At 65.8% G+C, this 17,866-nt stretch carries 14 protein-coding genes; 5 read left to right on the top strand and 9 right to left on the bottom strand.

All coding sequences use genetic code 11. From position 1 onward, the window contains the following. The first annotated feature begins 35 nt into the window (after positions 1 to 35). Both ICJ04_RS13660 and otsA read left to right on the top strand, forming a co-directional pair. Positions 36 to 1,817, top strand: coding sequence for a glycoside hydrolase family 15 protein (locus tag ICJ04_RS13660; protein WP_188324763.1), 1,782 nt, complete (start codon positions 36 to 38; stop codon positions 1,815 to 1,817). After that, complete coding sequence (gene otsA / locus ICJ04_RS13665) at positions 1,814 to 3,178, top strand: alpha,alpha-trehalose-phosphate synthase (UDP-forming) (protein ID WP_188324764.1); 1,365 nt, start codon at positions 1,814 to 1,816, stop codon at positions 3,176 to 3,178. Before ICJ04_RS13660 ends, otsA begins: the two co-directional genes overlap by 4 nt. Before the next feature lie 423 nt (positions 3,179 to 3,601). Here the strand turns inward: otsA and pgeF are convergent, their stop codons facing one another. After that, positions 3,602 to 4,372 carry a peptidoglycan editing factor PgeF gene (gene pgeF, locus ICJ04_RS13670; protein WP_188324765.1) on the bottom strand — a complete coding sequence of 257 codons (771 nt, stop codon included), beginning with the start codon at positions 4,370 to 4,372 and terminating at the stop codon, positions 3,602 to 3,604. After that, positions 4,369 to 5,358 (bottom strand): 23S rRNA pseudouridine(1911/1915/1917) synthase RluD, encoded by a 990-nt coding sequence (rluD, locus tag ICJ04_RS13675; RefSeq protein WP_188324766.1) that lies wholly within the window; start codon positions 5,356 to 5,358, stop codon positions 4,369 to 4,371. The genes pgeF and rluD overlap by 4 nt, the downstream gene beginning before the upstream one ends. A 114-nt stretch (positions 5,359 to 5,472) precedes the next feature. On the opposite strand from rluD, the gene ICJ04_RS13680 reads away from it, so the two are divergent. Continuing rightward, positions 5,473 to 6,357 carry an outer membrane protein assembly factor BamD gene (locus ICJ04_RS13680; protein WP_188324767.1) on the top strand — a complete coding sequence of 295 codons (885 nt, stop codon included), beginning with the start codon at positions 5,473 to 5,475 and terminating at the stop codon, positions 6,355 to 6,357. 75 nt (positions 6,358 to 6,432) lie between these two features. On the opposite strand, the gene ICJ04_RS13685 is transcribed toward ICJ04_RS13680, so the two are convergent. The 7 genes from ICJ04_RS13685 to sucC form a co-directional block, all read right to left on the bottom strand. Next, positions 6,433 to 7,425, bottom strand: a complete 993-nt coding sequence (locus ICJ04_RS13685; RefSeq protein ID WP_188324768.1) for a hypothetical protein — start codon at positions 7,423 to 7,425, stop codon at positions 6,433 to 6,435. After that, positions 7,397 to 8,515, bottom strand: a complete 1,119-nt coding sequence (locus tag ICJ04_RS13690) for a hypothetical protein (protein WP_188324769.1) — start codon at positions 8,513 to 8,515, stop codon at positions 7,397 to 7,399. The genes ICJ04_RS13685 and ICJ04_RS13690 overlap by 29 nt, the downstream gene beginning before the upstream one ends. 56 nt (positions 8,516 to 8,571) lie before the next feature. Further along, positions 8,572 to 9,426: a hypothetical protein gene (locus ICJ04_RS13695; RefSeq protein WP_188324770.1), complete on the bottom strand. Its 855-nt coding sequence runs from the start codon at positions 9,424 to 9,426 to the stop codon at positions 8,572 to 8,574. A gap of 74 nt (positions 9,427 to 9,500) precedes the next feature. Next, on the bottom strand, positions 9,501 to 10,463 hold the full coding sequence (locus tag ICJ04_RS13700) for a hypothetical protein (RefSeq protein ID WP_188324771.1): 963 nt from the start codon (positions 10,461 to 10,463) through the stop codon (positions 9,501 to 9,503). A gap of 107 nt (positions 10,464 to 10,570) precedes the next feature. Beyond that, complete coding sequence (locus tag ICJ04_RS13705; protein WP_188324772.1) at positions 10,571 to 12,205, bottom strand: NAD+ synthase; 1,635 nt, start codon at positions 12,203 to 12,205, stop codon at positions 10,571 to 10,573. Positions 12,206 to 12,448: 243 nt separating this feature from the next. Further along, positions 12,449 to 13,324, bottom strand: coding sequence for a succinate--CoA ligase subunit alpha (gene sucD, locus ICJ04_RS13710; RefSeq protein ID WP_188324773.1), 876 nt, complete (start codon positions 13,322 to 13,324; stop codon positions 12,449 to 12,451). A gap of 21 nt (positions 13,325 to 13,345) precedes the next feature. Next, positions 13,346 to 14,515, bottom strand: coding sequence for an ADP-forming succinate--CoA ligase subunit beta (sucC, locus tag ICJ04_RS13715; protein WP_057506903.1), 1,170 nt, complete (start codon positions 14,513 to 14,515; stop codon positions 13,346 to 13,348). 295 nt (positions 14,516 to 14,810) lie between these two features. Between sucC and ICJ04_RS13720 the strand changes: the two genes are divergently transcribed. Further along, positions 14,811 to 16,421: an ATP-binding protein gene (locus tag ICJ04_RS13720; RefSeq protein ID WP_188327344.1), complete on the top strand. Its 1,611-nt coding sequence runs from the start codon at positions 14,811 to 14,813 to the stop codon at positions 16,419 to 16,421. A gap of 60 nt (positions 16,422 to 16,481) precedes the next feature. Continuing rightward, entirely contained in the window at positions 16,482 to 17,861 is a 1,380-nt protein-coding gene (locus tag ICJ04_RS13725; RefSeq protein WP_188324774.1) for a sigma-54 dependent transcriptional regulator, read from the top strand. Positions 17,862 to 17,866: the final 5 nt, after the last annotated feature.

The following is a 17,866-nucleotide window of genomic DNA, read 5'->3' on the forward strand; positions in this document are numbered from 1 at the left end:
CCGGCCCCCACGGCTGCAGACGAGATGTTCCGCCCATGACCCACCCTGATCTGAACCTCGGCGTTGTCGGCAACGGCAGTTTTGGTGCGTTGATCGACCGCCAGGCCCGCGTTGTCTGGAGCTGCCTTCCCACGTTCGACGGCGACCCCACCTTCTGTGCCCTGCTCAGCCCCAACCAACAGGAAGGCGGTGACTTCACCGTTGAGCTGGAGGACCTGGACAGCACCGAGCAGGAGTACATCAGCAACACCGCGATCCTGCGGACGGTGTTGCGCGATACCCACGGCGGCGCGATCGAGATCATCGACTTCGCCCCGCGCTGGCGTCAGAACGACCGCTTCTACCGTCCCGTCAGCCTGATCCGCCAGGTACGCCCGATCTCGGGCAGCCCGCGCATCCGCGTATTGGCGCGGCCCTTGGCAGACTGGGGCCAGCGCGTGCCGGACTCCACCTGGGGCAGCAACCATGTGCGCTGGGTCCTGCCCGACCACGTGCTGCGCCTGACCACCGATGTGCCCATCCGCTTCGTGCGTGAGGGCCTGCCCTTCGTGCTCAACCACCCCGTCCACCTGGTGCTGGGCGTGGACGAATCCCTCAACCGCTCACTGAGCGGCTATGTGCAGGAAGCGTTCCAGCGCACGCGGGATTATTGGCGCGAGTGGGTCCGCTATCTTTCCATTCCGCTGGAGTGGCAGGACGCGGTGATCCGCAGCGCGATCACGCTGAAGTTGTGCCAGTACGAGGACAGCGGCGCGATCATCGCCGCCATGACAACCTCCATCCCGGAAGCACCGGGCAGCATCCGTAATTGGGATTACCGCTATTGCTGGCTGCGCGATGCGGCCTTCGTGGTGCGTTCGCTCAACCGCCTGGGCGCCACGCGCACCATGGAGCAGTTCCTCGGCTACATCTTCAACCTGGCCACGGCCGACGGCACGTTGCAGCCGCTGTACGGCATCGGTTTCGAAGCCACGCTGGACGAGCACGAAGTGCCTTCGCTGTCCGGCTACCGTGGCATGGGCCCGGTGCGCCGCGGCAACCTGGCCTGGGTGCAGCGCCAGCATGATGTGTACGGCAGCGTGGTGCTGGCATCGACCCAGCTGTTCTTCGACCGTCGCCTGCAGGACCCCGGCGATGAGCATGCGTTCGCGCGGCTGGAGCCGCTGGGCGAACAGGCCTTCCTGCTGCATGACGTGCCCGATGCCGGCCTGTGGGAGTTCCGTGGTCGCACTGAAGTGCATACATACACCGCAGCAATGTGCTGGGCCGCCTGCGATCGCCTGTGCAAGATCGCCGTGCGCTTGAAGCTCGACGACCGCGCGGACTACTGGCGCGGTCGCGCCGATACCATCCACCAGCGCATCATGCGCGACTCGTGGAGCGAAGAACTCGGCTACTTCACCGATGCCTTCGGTGGCCACCGCCTGGATGCCTCGTTGTTGCTACTCGCCGACATCGGTTTCATCGAAGCCAAAGATGCACGCTTCGTCGCCACCGTCGAAGCCATCGGCCGCGACCTGAAGCATGGCGATGCGCTGTACCGCTACGTCGCGCCGGACGATTTCGGCGAACCGGAGACCAGTTTCACCATCTGCACGTTCTGGTACATCGACGCACTCGCCGCGATCGGTCGCATGGACGAAGCACGCGCGATGTTCGAGGTCCTGTTGTCGCGCCGCAACCATCTGGGCCTGCTGTCCGAGGATCTTTCCTTCGAGACCGGTGAGGCCTGGGGCAACTTCCCGCAGACGTATTCGCACGTGGGTCTGATCACTGCGGCGATGCGCTTGTCGCGTTCCTGGCAGGAGGCCTCGTGAGTCGGCTCGTCGTTGTTTCCAATCGGGTTGCGATCCCCGGCGATACACGGCCCGGCGGCCTGGCGGTCGGCCTGCTCGCCGCGCTGAAGGAGCGCGGCGGTGTGTGGTTCGGCTGGAGTGGCAAGTCGGTCAAGGAAAACAGCGGCGCGCTGCACGAACAGGTGGAGGGTGACATCCGCTACGTCACCATGGACCTCAACAAGCGCGACGTGGATGGCTACTACAACGGCTTCGCGAACCGTACGTTGTGGCCGCTGCTGCACTTCCGCCTGGACCTGGTGGACTACGACCGGGGCACGCGCGAGACCTACCACCGTGTCAACGAGCTGTTCGCCAGCAAACTCGCGCCGCTGCTGCGCGAGGACGACATCGTCTGGATCCACGACTACCACCTGATCCCGCTCGCGGCCATGCTGCGCGAGCGCGGCATCGGCTGCCGGATCGGCTTCTTCCTGCACGTGCCGATGCCGTCGGCCGATCTGCTGCAGGCGATGCCGGACCATCTGCGCCTGTTTTCCTCGCTGTACGCCTGCGACCTGGTGGGCTTCCAGACCCAGCGCGATGCGGATCGGTTCCAGACCTATCTGCGATTGTTCGGCGGGGGGCGCGTGCTCGGCGATGGCCAACTGGAAGCCCCGGATGGTCGGCACTTCCGCGCGGCGGCCTTTCCCATCGGCATCGATACCGAACGTATCGCCCAGCAGGCCAAGGCGGCCGCCAACAAGACCGCGGTCAAGGACCTGCGCAACAGCCTGCGCAACCGTCAGCTGGCGATCGGCGTGGACCGGCTGGACTACTCCAAGGGCCTGCCGGAGCGCTTCCAGGGATTCGAGCGTTATCTGGAACGCCACGCTGACCAGCATGGCAGCCTGACCTATCTGCAGATCGCGCCCGTCTCGCGCGGCGACGTCACCGAGTACCGCCACCTTCGCAGCCAGCTGGAGCAGATCGCCGGACACATCAACGGGGGCCATGCCGCACCGGACTGGACGCCCCTGCGCTACGTCAACCAGAACTTCACCCATTCCACGCTGACCGGCTTCTACCGCGCGGCGGCCGTGGGACTGGTGACCCCGCTGCGCGATGGCATGAACCTGGTCGCCAAGGAATACGTGGCCTCGCAGGATCCGGAGAACCCGGGGGTGCTGGTGTTGTCCCTGCTGGCCGGTGCGGCTGATGAGATGAAGCAGGCGCTGCTGGTCAATCCGCATGATCTGGACGGCGTGGCCGATGCCATTGCCACCGCTGCCACGATGCCGCTGAAACGCCGCCAGGAGCGCTGGCACGCGATGATGGAGCACCTGCGCACGTATGACATCAATCACTGGCGGCAGAGCTTCCTGCAGGCCCTGGAAGCCTGACCCGGTAGCGCCGAAGGCAGCGGCAGGAGCCGCTGCCAACGTCGCTTGCGACGGCTCGTAGGGTGCCGGTCAGGACGACCGGCATACCCACGGTCGGCGAGCGCAGCGGGCTGTGGCCGGACACATTCCGCCGAGCACGGCTCGGCGCTACCAGAGCATCCAACATCCGTAGCGCCGACCCACGGTCGGCGAGCGCAGCGGGCCGTGGCCGGACACATTCCGCCGAGCACGGCTCGGCGCTACCAGAGCATCCGACATCGGTAGCGCCGACCCATGGTCGGCGAGCGCAGCGGGCCGTGGCCGGACACACCCCGCCGAGCACGGCTCGGCGCTACCAGAGCATCGGACATCAGTAGCGCCGACCCACGGTCGGCGAGCGCAGCGGGCCGTTGGCGGACACATTCCGCCGAGCACGGCTCCGCGCTACGCCATCCAGACCAGCGTGGCCATGCGCCCGGTACGGCGGTCTCGCCGGTGCGAGAAAAATCCAGGGTCTGCGATCGTTGACAGCGTGCCACCGTGGACATCGGCTGCGTTCATGCCAGCCGCCTGCAGCCGCTGCCGCGCAAGTGCGTACAGGTCGACCTTCCAATGCCCCGCCCGCGTCGCCGCGAAGGCAGCGCCCGCCGCGGCATCGTGCCCGACGAACGCACGGTAGACGTCCTCGCCGATTTCATACTCCGCCGGGCCCGCTGCCGGACCCAGCCATGCCACCAGATCGGCCGGTGCCGTCTCCATCGCCGCGACCGTCTGCTCCAACATCCCGTCAGCCAGCCCCCGCCACCCTGCGTGGGCAGCGCCCACCTCCCTGCCATCGCGCGCAGCCAGTACCAGCGGCAGGCAGTCGGCGGTCAGGATGGCCAGCACCACACCGGGGACCGATGTCACCGCAGCATCGGCGACCGGTTCGCCGCCTCCGTCCGCAGGCGCTGCATCAAAGCGCAGCACCGTCGTGCCATGGACCTGCCGCAGCCAGTGCGGCGTGGAAGGCAGGCCAAGCCCCTCCTGCAACAGGCGACGATTGGACTCCACACTGGCGGGAATGTCGCCGTCAGCGGTGTGTCGATTGCCCAGATTGAATTGGTCGAACGGAGGCTGCGACACCCCCGCTCCGTACCGCCGCGTGGTCAACGCGTGCACGCCGGCCGGGGCTGGCCAATCCGGCGTCAGCAGCGGCAGCGCACCCCCACTCACCAGCGGTTCCGCTCGCGTTCGGCGAAAGCCTTGCTGTCGTCATGCAGGGCTTTCATCAGCTGCAGCATGTCCGCCGGCGCGGGGGCAGTGTTACGCACCGGCTCCCCGGTGATCGGGTGGTTGAATTCCAGTGTCTCGGCATGCAGCGCCTGCCGCTTGAATCCGCGCAGCGCAGCGACGAGCTCGTCACTGGCGCCCTTCGGCAGCTTCAACGCACCGCCGTACAACTGGTCACCGACGATCGCGTGGCGCAGATGCGCCATATGCACACGGATCTGGTGGGTACGGCCCGTCTCCAGACGGCATTCCAGCGCGGTGTGCGCGCGGAACCGCTCGCGCAGGCGGTAGTGGGTGATCGCTTCCTTGCCGTCTTCGCGCACGCCCATTTTCAGGCGATCACGGGGATGGCGATCGATCGGCGCATCGGCCGTGCCACCGGCCACCAGCGCCCCCACCACGACGGCCAGGTACTGGCGGTGCACCTGGCGCTCGGACAACTGCTCCACGAGGGCGGTCTGCGCCTGGATGGTGCGGGCGATGACCATCACGCCACTGGTGTCTTTATCCAGGCGATGCACGATGCCAGCGCGCGGCAGTGCCGACACCGACGCATCGCGGTACAGCAGTGCGTTGACCAGCGTGCCGCTGGAATTGCCGGCACCCGGATGCACCACCAGGCCCACCGGCTTGTTGATCACCAGCAGGTGCTCATCCTCGAACAGCACATCCAGCGGGATGTCTTCCGGCTCGGCGTGGGTCTGGGTTTCCAGCACCGCATTCAGGGTGGCGACCTCACCGCCACGGACCGGGTCGCGTCCGCGCACGGTGACCCCGTCCAGCAGCACATCGCCGGATTTGATCCATTCGGTCAGCTTCGAGCGGGAGTATTCCGGAAACAGCTCGGCCAGCACCGCATCGAAGCGGCGGCCTGCAGCGGTATCGGGGACGGTGGCCTGGCGGGCCTGTTCAGCAGAGGAATCGGACATGGCGGCAACTTTTCAAGACGAAATCGGGGATCCCGGCGACCTGTTTCAGTCGCTGGACAGGACACTAGGCTATCATCGACCCTTCGTATTCCAGCCGCGTCCCGCCTTGACACCATGATCCGACGCTCTTCCCCGTTCTTCGCGCCCGTCCGCCTGACCGCCCTGCTGCTGGTCCTGGTGATCGCCGCCACCGGCTGCAACCGCGGCACCAAGGGCGATAACCCTGATGATGGCCTGCCGGTCGAGACGTTGTACCAGAAGGGCCACGGCCTGATGGAAGGCGGCAACTGGAGCGGCGCCGAGGCCAGCTTCCGCCGCCTGGTGGCCCAGTATCCGTACGGCCCCTATACCGAGCAGGCGATGATCGAAACCGCCTACGCCCAGTACAAGGCCGGCAAGAACGATGACGCGGTTTCCAGCGTCGATCGCTTCATCCGGACCTACCCGACCCACCGCAACGTGTCGTATCTCTACTACCTGCGTGGCTTGGCCAACAGTAATCGCGATACGGTTTTCCTCCGCCGCGTATGGTCGCTCGACGCAAGTCGCCGCGATCTGTCCACGCCGCGTCAGGCTTTTGCGGACTTCAACATCGTCGTTGACCGCTATCCGAACAGCCGCTACGCCGCAGATGCGCGCAAGCGCATGATCGACCTGCGCGACGTATTCGCCCAGCACGAGTTGGACAATGCGCTGTACTACCTGCGTCGCGAGGCGTGGCTGTCGGCCGCAGGCCGTGCCACCTATCTGCTGGAGACCTATCCGCAGAGTGCCTACCAGTACGACGCGGTGGCAGTGCTGGCAGATGCCTACACCCACGCAGGCAACAAGGTCCTGGCCGACGACGCCCGTCGCGTGCTGGAGCTGAACGCTCCGGACCATCCGTGGCTGAAGAACGAGTGGCCGGACTACCCGTGGATGGTCCGCAAGCTCAACCCGTTCGCGGGTGAGAAGTCGGCCACCACCGGCCAGCGCAATGCGACGATGAACCGCAAGTAGGTCGCAACGGTATACCGGTCAGACGAACGCCCCGCTTTCGCGGGGCGTTTTTTTTTGCGGGTCAGTGCGGAACTCTCAGCCCAGACCGTGCTTCCGATTCAGAAAGTGCGCCAGTTCCTGCAGCACGCGCGTGACCTGCTTGTCGGAAAGGTCCGCATTACGCTCCCCCTCTTGCGCTGGACGCGGCCATGCTTCGTCCAGCCACCGGCCGATCTGCACACGGCAGGTCGTATCCATGTGCCGAGGGTGCAACCGGTACAGGTGCTCACGCTGATCCAACAACGCGGCGTGGATCAACCTGCCCTGTACGCCCACTGGCTCCAACGGATCTTCCACGCTCATGTCGCCTTCAAAAAGCGCACGCAGGTCATCAGCGGTATACGCCGCCGAAGGTGCCGGAGCATCGACACCTCGCAGTTGCACGATCACGCGTTCCAGCGCGCTCATCGCGTTCAGATAGGTGTCGGATTGCCGGGTATCCCGCAGCAGATGCCGACGCGCCGGCATACAGTCGACCCGTATTTCCTCAGCCGCCACCGCGCACGCACCTGCAGAATCCCGCTGAACGCTTCGCTCGATCACACTGACGCAGCCGGGGATGCCGCCATCGGCGCACGCCGCGGCGGCAGCAGCCGTCAGACAGTGTGCGACAACAAAAGAAGGCTCGTGCGAACCCGCACCGAGTTCGCTGATGCACGCTGCCAGTGCGGGCTGCAGTGACGTGTACAAGACGGCAGGATCGGAACCGACGGCGTCCAAGTGCAGGGGCTGTACGCCGCCCTCTGCCCTGCTCCCACGCGTCAGCGCTGCGACGACGATGGGCCACCACGTCGCCGCATTGTGCAGCAGGCGACCCGGCGCCAGCACATCCAATGCGCCCATCACCGCCCTACCCAGCGGCGCTACCGTATTGCTTACCCCGCGCAGCGCCGCGCCGAACTGCAGTAACCCAGGTGATCGCGCATCCTCGGGCACCCGCCGTACGACGCAAGCGCCCGGACAGGTTGTCGAGAGGATCATTCCTGCACCTGGCGGCCGCTCACGACGCGGTCCCTGCTGCAGCGGCATGGCGCTCATTGAGCCGTTGTGCGAGCTCGGCCAGCACGAACCTCAGCTGGCCCTTCGTGATGGGCACCACACTATCCACCGGATACCGCCGATCCAACCCGTTTTCAATAACCCCGAGCGCGGAGTCATCCAAACGCTGCGGCTGCAGCTGATAGGCCTGCGCAGCCAGCCGATGAACCACTGAGCGCAGCTGCAGACCGGCTTGGCTGCAAGCACCACGCAACGCCTCTCGGTGGGCAGACTGCTCCACCAGCGCGTACAGGTCCTCGCCGGTGCAGGGCCGTCTCAGCTGCGTAAACGCCTCGCCCAGCGACTTCCTCAGCGCGTGGCGAAGCCCGTCCAGCGCCTTGTGGTAGACGGGATCTGCAGCAGCTTTTGGATACAGTTCGTCGAAGAGTGTCCGCGCATCTTCATCCTCCTGTCCCGCCTCTTCATCGCCTGCCACAGCCGGCTGCAGGGTCTGTACCGTGCGGTCGACTACGTCCAGACACGCGCCATCGCCTGATTCGCCGCACATCGCCATCGCCTCGGCAACAAGGCAGTGCGCCATGACATGGCTGTCGCGCTCGGCCTTGCCCGTTTCCACTGCATCGCCGAGCTTTTTCATGCACGCCTGCAGCGCGGGCAGCACGGTCTGTTCGAACATCGTCTCCAGCGCAGTTGGGCGCGAGCCGCTGTCACGCTCCTGGTCCACTGCAAAAGCGGGATCTTCGTCAAGGTGAAGAAACTCGGCACCTGCGCCCCGCCAGCCCGTGCTGCGCAGTGAATCAAGACGGTCCCAATGCGGATGTCCAGCGATATCCGGACTGAAGGGAGGTGGGATGTGTCTGGTCAAGCCGCGCCCCTGTGCGCTGCCTACAGCGGCCAGACCGACGCCAATCGTGAACCATCGCGCCGCGTTATCCAGCACGCGCCGGGGGGCCATCAGATCGAGCGCGCCCAGCGTCGCCCTTGCCACCCCGGCGGTGACGTTGCCGACCCAATCTGGCACGAATCGCTGTTGCCCACGTAACGGTGTTGATCCATGATCGCGCCCTCCCCGCGCCATGGTGCAGGGGACGGCGAGCGCGGGAGCTGCTGGAATTTCCATGTCGATGTCCTTCTTTCAAGTGATGATGAATCCGCCTCAGCGTCCTGCCGCTGTCGTCAGTGTCGGTTCAACCAAGCGGCCAACAAGCCGGTGACGTGATCGCGCTGAAGGTCACTGATCGCTCTTCCATCCGCCTGCGGCAGCGAAAGGTTGAGCCACTCGTCCAGTTCCGGACCCAGCGCGGTGGCGTAATGTTCAGGGCGAGCGTCGATCAGGTGATGGCCGGTGCGCTGCAACAGGGGATACAGCGCTGCCCCTGCAGCACGCAGTGCCCAGTCAAACCGCTGCATGGCACGGCTGCCGATCGGCTCGACCCTGTCAAGCTCCCGCACCCGGCCCAGCAGATCACTGCCCGCCACACCCAGCGGCAAGCGAGCTGGATCGGACTCGATCAGATCGAAATAGGCCGATTCCAGCCTCAGCAGAATCTGCTGATACTCGTAGGTGTTCCGCGCTTTGCGCTGGATCACGTCCTGCAGGTCGGGCAGCGTACGAGCCACCGCGATGTGGAGAGGCCCCGGCGCCTGGCGGTGTACACGCTGCTCCAGCGCACGCTTGGCGTGTCGGCCGAGAGCGCGCAGGCACCAGGGATCGTCCCCCGCTTCACAGGCCGCTACGGCCTGCTCCTGCAGACACAACGCCTCGGCACGGGCATCGGGTAGGCCGTGCGCCTGGCGCCGTTGCAGGCAGCCATGCAGCTGCCTGTCATCATCCCGCAACGGCAGGGCACTCCGGCCCGATCTGTCGCCGGCGTTGGCCGGCACCTGCCAGTGACGACCTTGGTTGCAGATGTCGGAAAGGGGGAGTTCCATCAGCGAGCGCGTGTGCTGGTCGCCCTGCACTGAAGGGCGGCCCTGCGCTGCAGCAGCCGCCCCTCCCAGCATCGTTAAAATACCCTCGTAAACCCTCATCTGCGGCACCTCCTATGTCGATTCCCCACCGGTAGTGCGGGAGCAGGCGTAACACCGAGCACCTTGCCTGGGCATCAACTGACAGGACGCCTTGGGTCGCGGTGATTGAGCCAGAATGCAAGATCGCCCAACACCTGCTTCGCCTGCTCACGCGTCATTTTCGCCTGCCCCGCCTGCGGGTACCGGAGAGCGACGTCCTGCAGGAATTCCGCATGCCATTGTTCGTCCACCAGCTCGGGACGCTGGATGTACACCTGCTCGCCTGCCTCAGCCCGAGCGCGCCCCAGCTGCACGGCCGGCGCCACGGCCTCGCTCCAGAAGGGCTCGCCTTGCAGCGGATTGCCGATGAGTAGCTGCACCTCGTCGGCGGTATAGCGAACGGTGGTATCGGTCAGATCACGTCGGGTCTGCCTGCCCAGCGCCGTCTCCAGTACCAACATCGCGGTGCGATACTCGTCTGAATCCACAAAGTGCTTTCGCGTTTCCTGTTTTGCCTTCTGCGATGCTTGGCGCGCTGTGAGCTGCCCATCACGGAACAGCTCGTTGCTTCCCACCTCCAATTCAGCCCGACGGTTATCGGTTGCGCTGTTCACCGCCTGCTGCATTCCCCTGTTCAACGTCCTTGCCGCTGCGTCCACGCAGCCGGGATCCGTCCCCTGCGCGCAGATACGCAGCAGAGACTCCGTCAGGCATTGGGCTGCGTACCGCTCCGCGGGAAGCGGGCCAGCGCCGGTTCCCCCCAGGCACGTGCGCAGTTCAGCAGCATCGAGATCAAAAAGATAATTGGCCTCGCTCTGATAACCGCCGCCATGGCGGAGCGGGCTGGCCGCTACATTGCTGATCGCCGACAACGCCAGTGCGCCAGGCAGCACGCGCCGAAGCCCACGCAGCACGCGGTTGGGCGCCAGTTCGTCCAGCACGGTCAGGGCCGCAACGCCGACGTGGCGTATCGCGTTGGCAACGCCGGAGACAGCACGCGCGCTGTGCCCGGCAAGGGAAAACGAGGGCGGCGGGGTGGAGCAGATGGAAAGGGGCATGCGTTCGGCACAGACAAGGGAAGGTCTGCTGAACGTTAATCAACGTCGCAGCCCGCCACTGCCATTTCCCGCGCACGCGCGCACCGATGCACGCTGGTTGACAGCCCTCAGCCGGTATAGCCGTTGGTGATCGGGTAGCGACGCTCGCGTCCGAACGCGCGTCGCGACACCTTCGGTCCCGGCGCGGCCTGATGGCGCTTCCACTCGCTGATGCGCACCAAGCGCAGCACCCGGTCCACGACCTCGGTGGCGTAGCCGGCCGCGATGATCTCTTCGCGTGACTGTTCCTGGTCCACGAACCGGTACAGGATGCCATCGAGCACGTCGTACGCCGGCAACGAGTCCTGATCGGTCTGGTTGTCGCGCAGCTCAGCCGATGGCGGCCGGCTGATCACCGCAGGCGGAATGACCGGCGCGCCCCCCACGGTGTTGCGCCACTTCGCCAAGCCGAACACTTCTGTCTTGTACAGGTCTTTCAACGGCGCGTAGCCACCGCACATGTCGCCGTAGATGGTCGCGTAGCCGACGGCATACTCGCTCTTGTTGCCCGTGGTGAGCAGCAGCCCGCCGAACTTGTTCGCCAGCGCCATCAGGATCACCCCGCGGCTGCGGCTCTGCAGGTTCTCTTCGGTGATGTCGGGCGTGGTGCCTTCGAACATCGGCGCCAACGCCTCCATCAGGCCCTTGAACGCCGGCTCGATCGACACCTGCTCCAGCTTCACGCCCAGCGCCTCGCATTGCTCGGCGGCCAGGTCATTGGACAGCCCTGCGGTGTAGCGCGATGGCAGCCGAACGGCCGTGACATTCTCTGCTCCCAGTGCATCCACGGCCATCGCCAGCACCAGCGCCGAATCAATGCCGCCGGACAGGCCCAGCCAGACTTTCTGGAAGCCGTTCTTGGCGCAGTAATCCTGCAACCCACGGGTCACCGCGCGCCAAGCCAGCGCGTCCATGCTTTCATCGCCGTCGTCCATCCACAGCAGCGGCAGGAACCGGCGCTGCTCGCTCTCGTATTCCACGACCAGCCACTGCTCGGTGAACGCAGCGGCCGCCGGGTGGACCGTGCCATCGGCATCGGCCACCACCGAAGCGCCATCGAACACCAGCGCATCCTGGCCGCCGACCACGTTGAGGTAGGCGATCGCCGCACCGCTTTCCCGCGTGCGCGCCGCCAGCACGGCATCGCGCTGCGCGTGCTTGCCGCGCTCGTAAGGTGAGGCATTGGGCACCACCACCAGCTGCGCCCCACTGCGCACGGTATCGGCCAGCGGTTCGGCGAACCACAGGTCTTCGCAGATCAGCACGCCCACCGGCACGCCGTTGACCTCGAATACGCAGCTGGGGCCGTCCGGATCGATGTCGAAGTAGCGGCGCTCATCGAACACGGCGTAGTTGGGCAGCTCGCGCTTGCGGTACGTTTTTTCCACGATGCCATCGCGGAGCACGCTGGCGGCGTTGTACACCACCGGCCCGGCCGGCTGCGGCCAGCCCACCACCGCCGTGATGCCTTTGCACGATGCCGCGATGCGTTCCATCGCCTGCTCGCAGTGGCGCAGGAAGCCGGGGCGCAGCAACAGGTCTTCCGGTGGATAGCCACTGATGGCCAGTTCCGGGAACACCACCAGGTCGGCACCGTGGTCGTCGCGCGCCTGCTCGATCATTTCGATGATGCGATCGGTGTTGGCGGCGACCGCGCCGACCGGGAAATCAAACTGCGCCATCGCGATGCGGATCGAAGCCATGAAGATTCCAGCCTGTGGTTGCTATGCCGCCATTGTAGCGCCGGGCCATCGCGGGCGATCCTGCTGCAACCTTGCGGACGCCTTCCGCCGAGCATGGCTCGGCGCTACCTGGCGTGCTGCCGTCCTGCCGGACCGCTCCGCCCATACGCAGAAAGCCGCCCGAAGGCGGCTCTCTGTTTTCGCTGGCAGTCGCCGAGCGGGGCCCGGCGCTACCGATCGTGCCGGCCGGGGCCGGCAGCGATCTTACTTGACCAGCTTGGCGATGGCCGCGCCCAGGTCGCCCGGCGAACGGACCGTGACCACGCCCGCAGCTTCCATCGCTGCGAACTTGCCTTCCGCCGTGCCCTTGCCGCCCGATGCGATCGCACCGGCATGGCCCATGCGCTTGCCGGCCGGTGCCGACGCGCCGGCGATGAAGCCGACGACCGGCTTCTTCACGAACTGCTTGATGTATTCAGCGCCCGCTTCTTCGGCGTCGCCGCCGATTTCGCCGACCATGATGATGCCCAGGGTCTGCGGATCTTCGTTGAACAGCTTGAGGCAGTCGACGAAGTTCAGGCCGTTGATCGGGTCACCGCCGATGCCGATGCAGGTGGACTGGCCCAGGCCGACTTCCGTGGTCTGCTTGACCGCTTCATAGGTCAGGGTGCCCGAACGGGACACGATGCCGATCTTGCCCGGCATGTGGATGTGGCCCGGCATGATGCCGATCTTGCACTCGCCGGGGGTGATGACACCCGGGCAGTTCGGACCGACCAGCACGGTGTCCGGATGGGCACGGGTCAGCACGTTCTTGACGCGCAGCATGTCCAGCACCGGAATGCCTTCGGTGATGCACACGATGACCTTGATGCCGGCCGCAGCCGCTTCCAGGATCGCGTCAGCCGCATACGGCGGCGGCACGTAGATCACCGACGCATCGGCGCCGGTGTTCTGCACGGCATCGGCCACGGTGTTGAACACCGGCAGGTCGATGTGGGTGGTGCCACCCTTGCCCGGGGTCACGCCGCCGACGACCTGGGTGCCGTACTCGATCATCTGGGTCGCGTGGAAGGTGCCCTGCTGGCCGGTAAAGCCCTGCACGATCACCTTGGTGTTCTTGTTGATCAAAACTGACATTGGATTTCCTTCGGTGTCGAATCAGGCGGCGTTCTTGACAGCTTCAACGACCTTCTTGGCGCCGTCGTTGATGTTGTCAGCCGGGATGATGGCCATGCCGCTGTCACGCAGCAGCTGCTTGCCTTCTTCCACGTTGGTGCCTTCCAGACGCACCACGACCGGGACCTTGACGCCCACTTCCTTGACTGCCGCGATGATGCCCTCGGCGATCATGTCGCAGCGGACGATACCGCCGAAGATGTTGACGAAGATGCCTTCGACCTTATCCGAGGACAGGATCAGCTTGAACGCTTCGATGACGCGCTGCTTGTTCGCACCGCCGCCCACGTCCAGGAAGTTCGCCGGCTCGCCGCCGTTGAGCTTGATGACGTCCATGGTGGCCATGGCCAGGCCTGCGCCGTTGACCATGCAGCCGATGTTGCCGTCCATGGTGACGTAGTTGATGTCCAGCTCCGAAGCGGTCACTTCGGTTTCGTCTTCCTGCGTCTTGTCGCGCATGGCGACCAGAGCCTTCTGACGGAACGCGGCGTTGTCGTCGCTGTCGAACTTGCCGTCCAGCGCGTACAGGTTGCCGTCGTCCAGGATGGCCAGCGGGTTGATTTCAACCAGCGCCAGGTCCTTTTCGTTGAACAGCTTGTACAGATTCACCATGATGCTGGCGAACTGGCCGGCCTGCTTGGCGGTGAGGCCGAGCTTGAAGCCGAAATCACGGCCGTGGTAACCCTGCACGCCCTCGACGAAGTCGACGTTGAGCGAATGGATCAGCTCCGGCGTTTCGGCAGCGACCTGCTCGATTTCCACGCCGCCTTCCGAAGAAGCGATGTAGGTGATGGTCTTGGTGCCACGGTCGACCAGCACCGAGAGGTACAGCTCCTTGACGATCTCACCGGCGGTGGTCACCAGCACCAGGTTGACCGGCAGCTCGACGCCTGCGGTCTGGTAGGTGGCCATCTTGGTGCCGAGCATCTTGGCCGCAGCGGCCTTCACGTCGTCGGTGGTCTTGCAGAACTTGACGCCGCCAGCCTTGCCTCGGCCGCCAGCGTGGATCTGCGCCTTGACCATCCAGGGGCCCTGGCCCAGCGAGGTCGCTGCTGCGACTGCTTCGTCCGGGGTAGCCGCGACCTTGCCGGCCGGGACGGGAATGCCGTACTCGGCAAGCAGCTGTTTTGACTGGTATTCGTGGAAATTCATGCGTCACCGTGGGAATAGGAACGACCGCGCGCATCTCCAAGGCTCCCTCGCAGGAGCACCGGCACGAACAGCGGCGGGCCCGCTATTGTGGCTGACCCCGGCGCGTGGCGCAAAGACGGCGACGCAAAATCCAGCATGCGGCCGTTTTCTGCTGGGATTTCAGGCATTTGTGGTGCCCCTCCGCGGCGTGCCCGTGGACCCGTCCAGGGCCTGCGCGCACGCTGACCAGCCCGAACGGCGCGGAGGAACGACAACCGTGCCTATACTGCGCGGCAGCCAGAAGGGGAGTTTTGGCGTGGCACCCACCGCCTCATTGATCGACCGCATCGAGTCCATCCCTCGGCGCGAACTGTATTTCTTCGCCCTGTATCGCCTGCTGATCGCCACCGCGATCGCCGGCCTGATGTTCAGCCCGATGGCCGGGCTGCTGGGCGAGGCGCACCACCCGACGCTGGCCGCTTACGTGTCCGGCGGCTACTGGCTGCTGTCCGTGCTGATGCTGCTGCTCGGCCGCAGCGAGCGCTGGCTGCGGCCCATCGTGCTCGCCGGCGTGACCCTGGACATCCTCGCCGCCTCGTTGTTGGCCCATGCCTTGCCGGGTGCCAGCGCCGGCATATCGATGTCGCTGCTGTTCAATATCGCTGCCGCCGCCACCATGCTGCCGTTGTCGCTCGGGCTTTCCCTGGCGTTGGGTGCGAGCGTGGCCACCGTGGCCGAATACCTGTGGAAGCTGCTGGAGGGCGGTGCCCCCACCCGCACGCTGGCCGAGCTGGCCATGTTCACGACCAGCTACCTGGCGCTGGCCTTCATCAGCTCGGAGGTCGCCCACCGTGCACGGCGCAACCAACAGCTGGCCAACCAGCGCGGTGACGAGGTCGCCGACCTGTTCCAGATCAACGAGCTGATCATCCGCCGCATGCGCACCGGCGTACTGGTGGTGGACGGGCAGAACCGCATCACGCTGGCCAATGAGGCAGCGTCGACCCTGCTGGGCGACAGCGGGGGTGACGGTGGCCGAGCGGGCTTGGGCAGTGCGGCGCCGGAGCTGTCACGCCGCTTGCAGCGCTGGCGCAATGGCTGGAACCAGGAAGAGGCGCCGCTGCAGCTGTCACCGGACCAGCCGGAGGTACAGCCGCGCTTCGCCCGCCTGCGCAGCGGCAGCGACCTGACCCTGATCTTCCTGGACGACACCAGCGTGGTATCGCGGCGGGCCGAATCCCTCACGCTTTCTGCGATGGGGCGCTTCTCGGCCAGCCTTGCCCATGAAATCCGCAACCCACTGGCGGCCATCAACTACGCCGTGCAGCTGCTGGAAGAAGAAGACGGCAACTTCAGCGAAAGCGACCGCCGGCTGCTGCAGATCATCCACCAGCAGTGCCAGCGCACCAATGGCATCGTGGAGAGCGTGCTGGGACTGGCCCGCCGCGAACGCGCCAATCCGGAGAACGTGGACCTGGCTGCCTTCGTGCGCCGCTTCGTACTGGAGTACAAGCAGGGCCTGTCGCTGGAAACCGACAGCGTGGAATCGATCATTTCCGACACCTCCGTTGCGGCCCAGGTGGACCCGCGCCACCTGCACCAGATCCTGACCGCCCTGGTCCACAATGCGCTGAAGTACGGCCGGATCGGCGAGCAGCCCGCCCGTATCCGGCTACGCGTGGCGCGCCAGGAAAGCGGCCCGGTGGTGGATGTGATGGACCGCGGCCCCGGCATTCCCGATGCGGTGGCGGCGCAGCTGTTCAACCCGTTCTTCACCACGTCCGAGCATGGCACCGGCCTAGGCCTGTACATCGCGCGCGAGCTCTGCCGCGCCAACCAGGCGCGCCTGGAGTACGTCCCGGTGCCTGCGGGCGGGGCCTGCTTCCGGGTGATCCTGCCCGCGCCGCACGCATTGGTCAGGCCATGATCGCGCCGCACACGCGTCAATGATTTGTCGCTACCGTCCCCCTCGGCTATCTTTCTCCACATGAACGAAACCCGTAGCGCACTTGTCGTCGATGACGAACGCGACATCCGTGAACTGCTGGTGTTGACGCTGGGCCGCATGGGCCTGCGCATCAACACCGCGGCCAACCTGGCAGAGGCCCGCGAGTTGCTGGCCAGCAATCCGTATGACCTGTGCATCACCGACATGCGCTTGCCCGACGGCAATGGGATTGAGCTGGTGACCGAGATCGCACAGCATTACCCGCGCACGCCGGTGGCGATGATCACCGCGTTCGGCAGCATGGACCTGGCCGTGGAAGCGCTGAAGGCCGGTGCTTTCGATTTCGTCAGCAAACCCGTCGACATTTCCGTGCTGCGCGGGCTGGTCAAGCATGCGCTGGAACTCAACAACGCCGAACGCCCACGCGCGGTGACCCCGGGCGAGCAGAGCAGCCGCCTGCTCGGTCGTTCGCAGCCGATGGAGACCCTGCGCGCTACGCTGGGCAAAGTGGCCCGCAGCCAGGCACCGGTGTACATCCTCGGTGAATCCGGCGTCGGCAAAGAGCTCGTCGCGCGCACCATCCACGAACAAGGCGCGCGCGCCGCAGGACCGTTCATTCCGGTGAACTGCGGCGCCATTCCATCGGAGCTGATGGAAAGCGAGTTCTTCGGCCACAAGAAAGGCAGTTTCACCGGCGCGCATGCCGACAAGCCGGGGCTGTTCCAGGCTGCGCACGGCGGCACGCTGTTCCTCGACGAAGTGGCCGAGCTGCCGCTGCAGATGCAGGTCAAGCTGCTGCGCGCGATCCAGGAAAAGTCGGTGCGCCCTGTCGGCGCATCGGCGGAAATCCCGGTCGACGTGCGCATCCTGTCGGCCACCCATAAAGACCTGGCCCACCTGGTCGATGAAGGCCGCTTCCGCCACGATCTGTATTACCGCATCAACGTGATCGAGCTGCGCGTGCCGCCGCTGCGCGAGCGCCACGAAGACCTGACCGAGCTGGCTGCCTCGATCCTGGCTCGGCTGGCGCGTAATCACGGCTGCGCCATTCCCCTGCTTGCGCCATCCGCTCTGGATGCCTTGGCGCATTACAGCTTTCCCGGCAATGTGCGTGAGCTGGAAAACATCCTGGAACGTGCGCTGGCGCTCGCCGAGAGCGACAGCATCGGTGCCGCTGACCTGCGCCTGCCCCAGGCGGCCACGCGCGCGCCCGGTGCCGCTGCCGGGCCGGTGGTGGAGGCGGTGGTCGACCTGCCGGCCGGCAACGCGGCCCTGCCCTCCTACATCGAACAGATGGAACGCACCGCCATCCAGCGCGCACTGGAGGAGAACCGCTGGAACAAGACGCGCACCGCCGCCCAGCTGGGCATCACCTTCCGTGCGCTGCGCTACAAGCTGAAAAAGCTCGGCATGGAATGAGGGCA

This window comes from Stenotrophomonas sp. 169, assembly GCF_014621775.1.
Lineage (GTDB): Bacteria > Pseudomonadota > Gammaproteobacteria > Xanthomonadales > Xanthomonadaceae > Stenotrophomonas.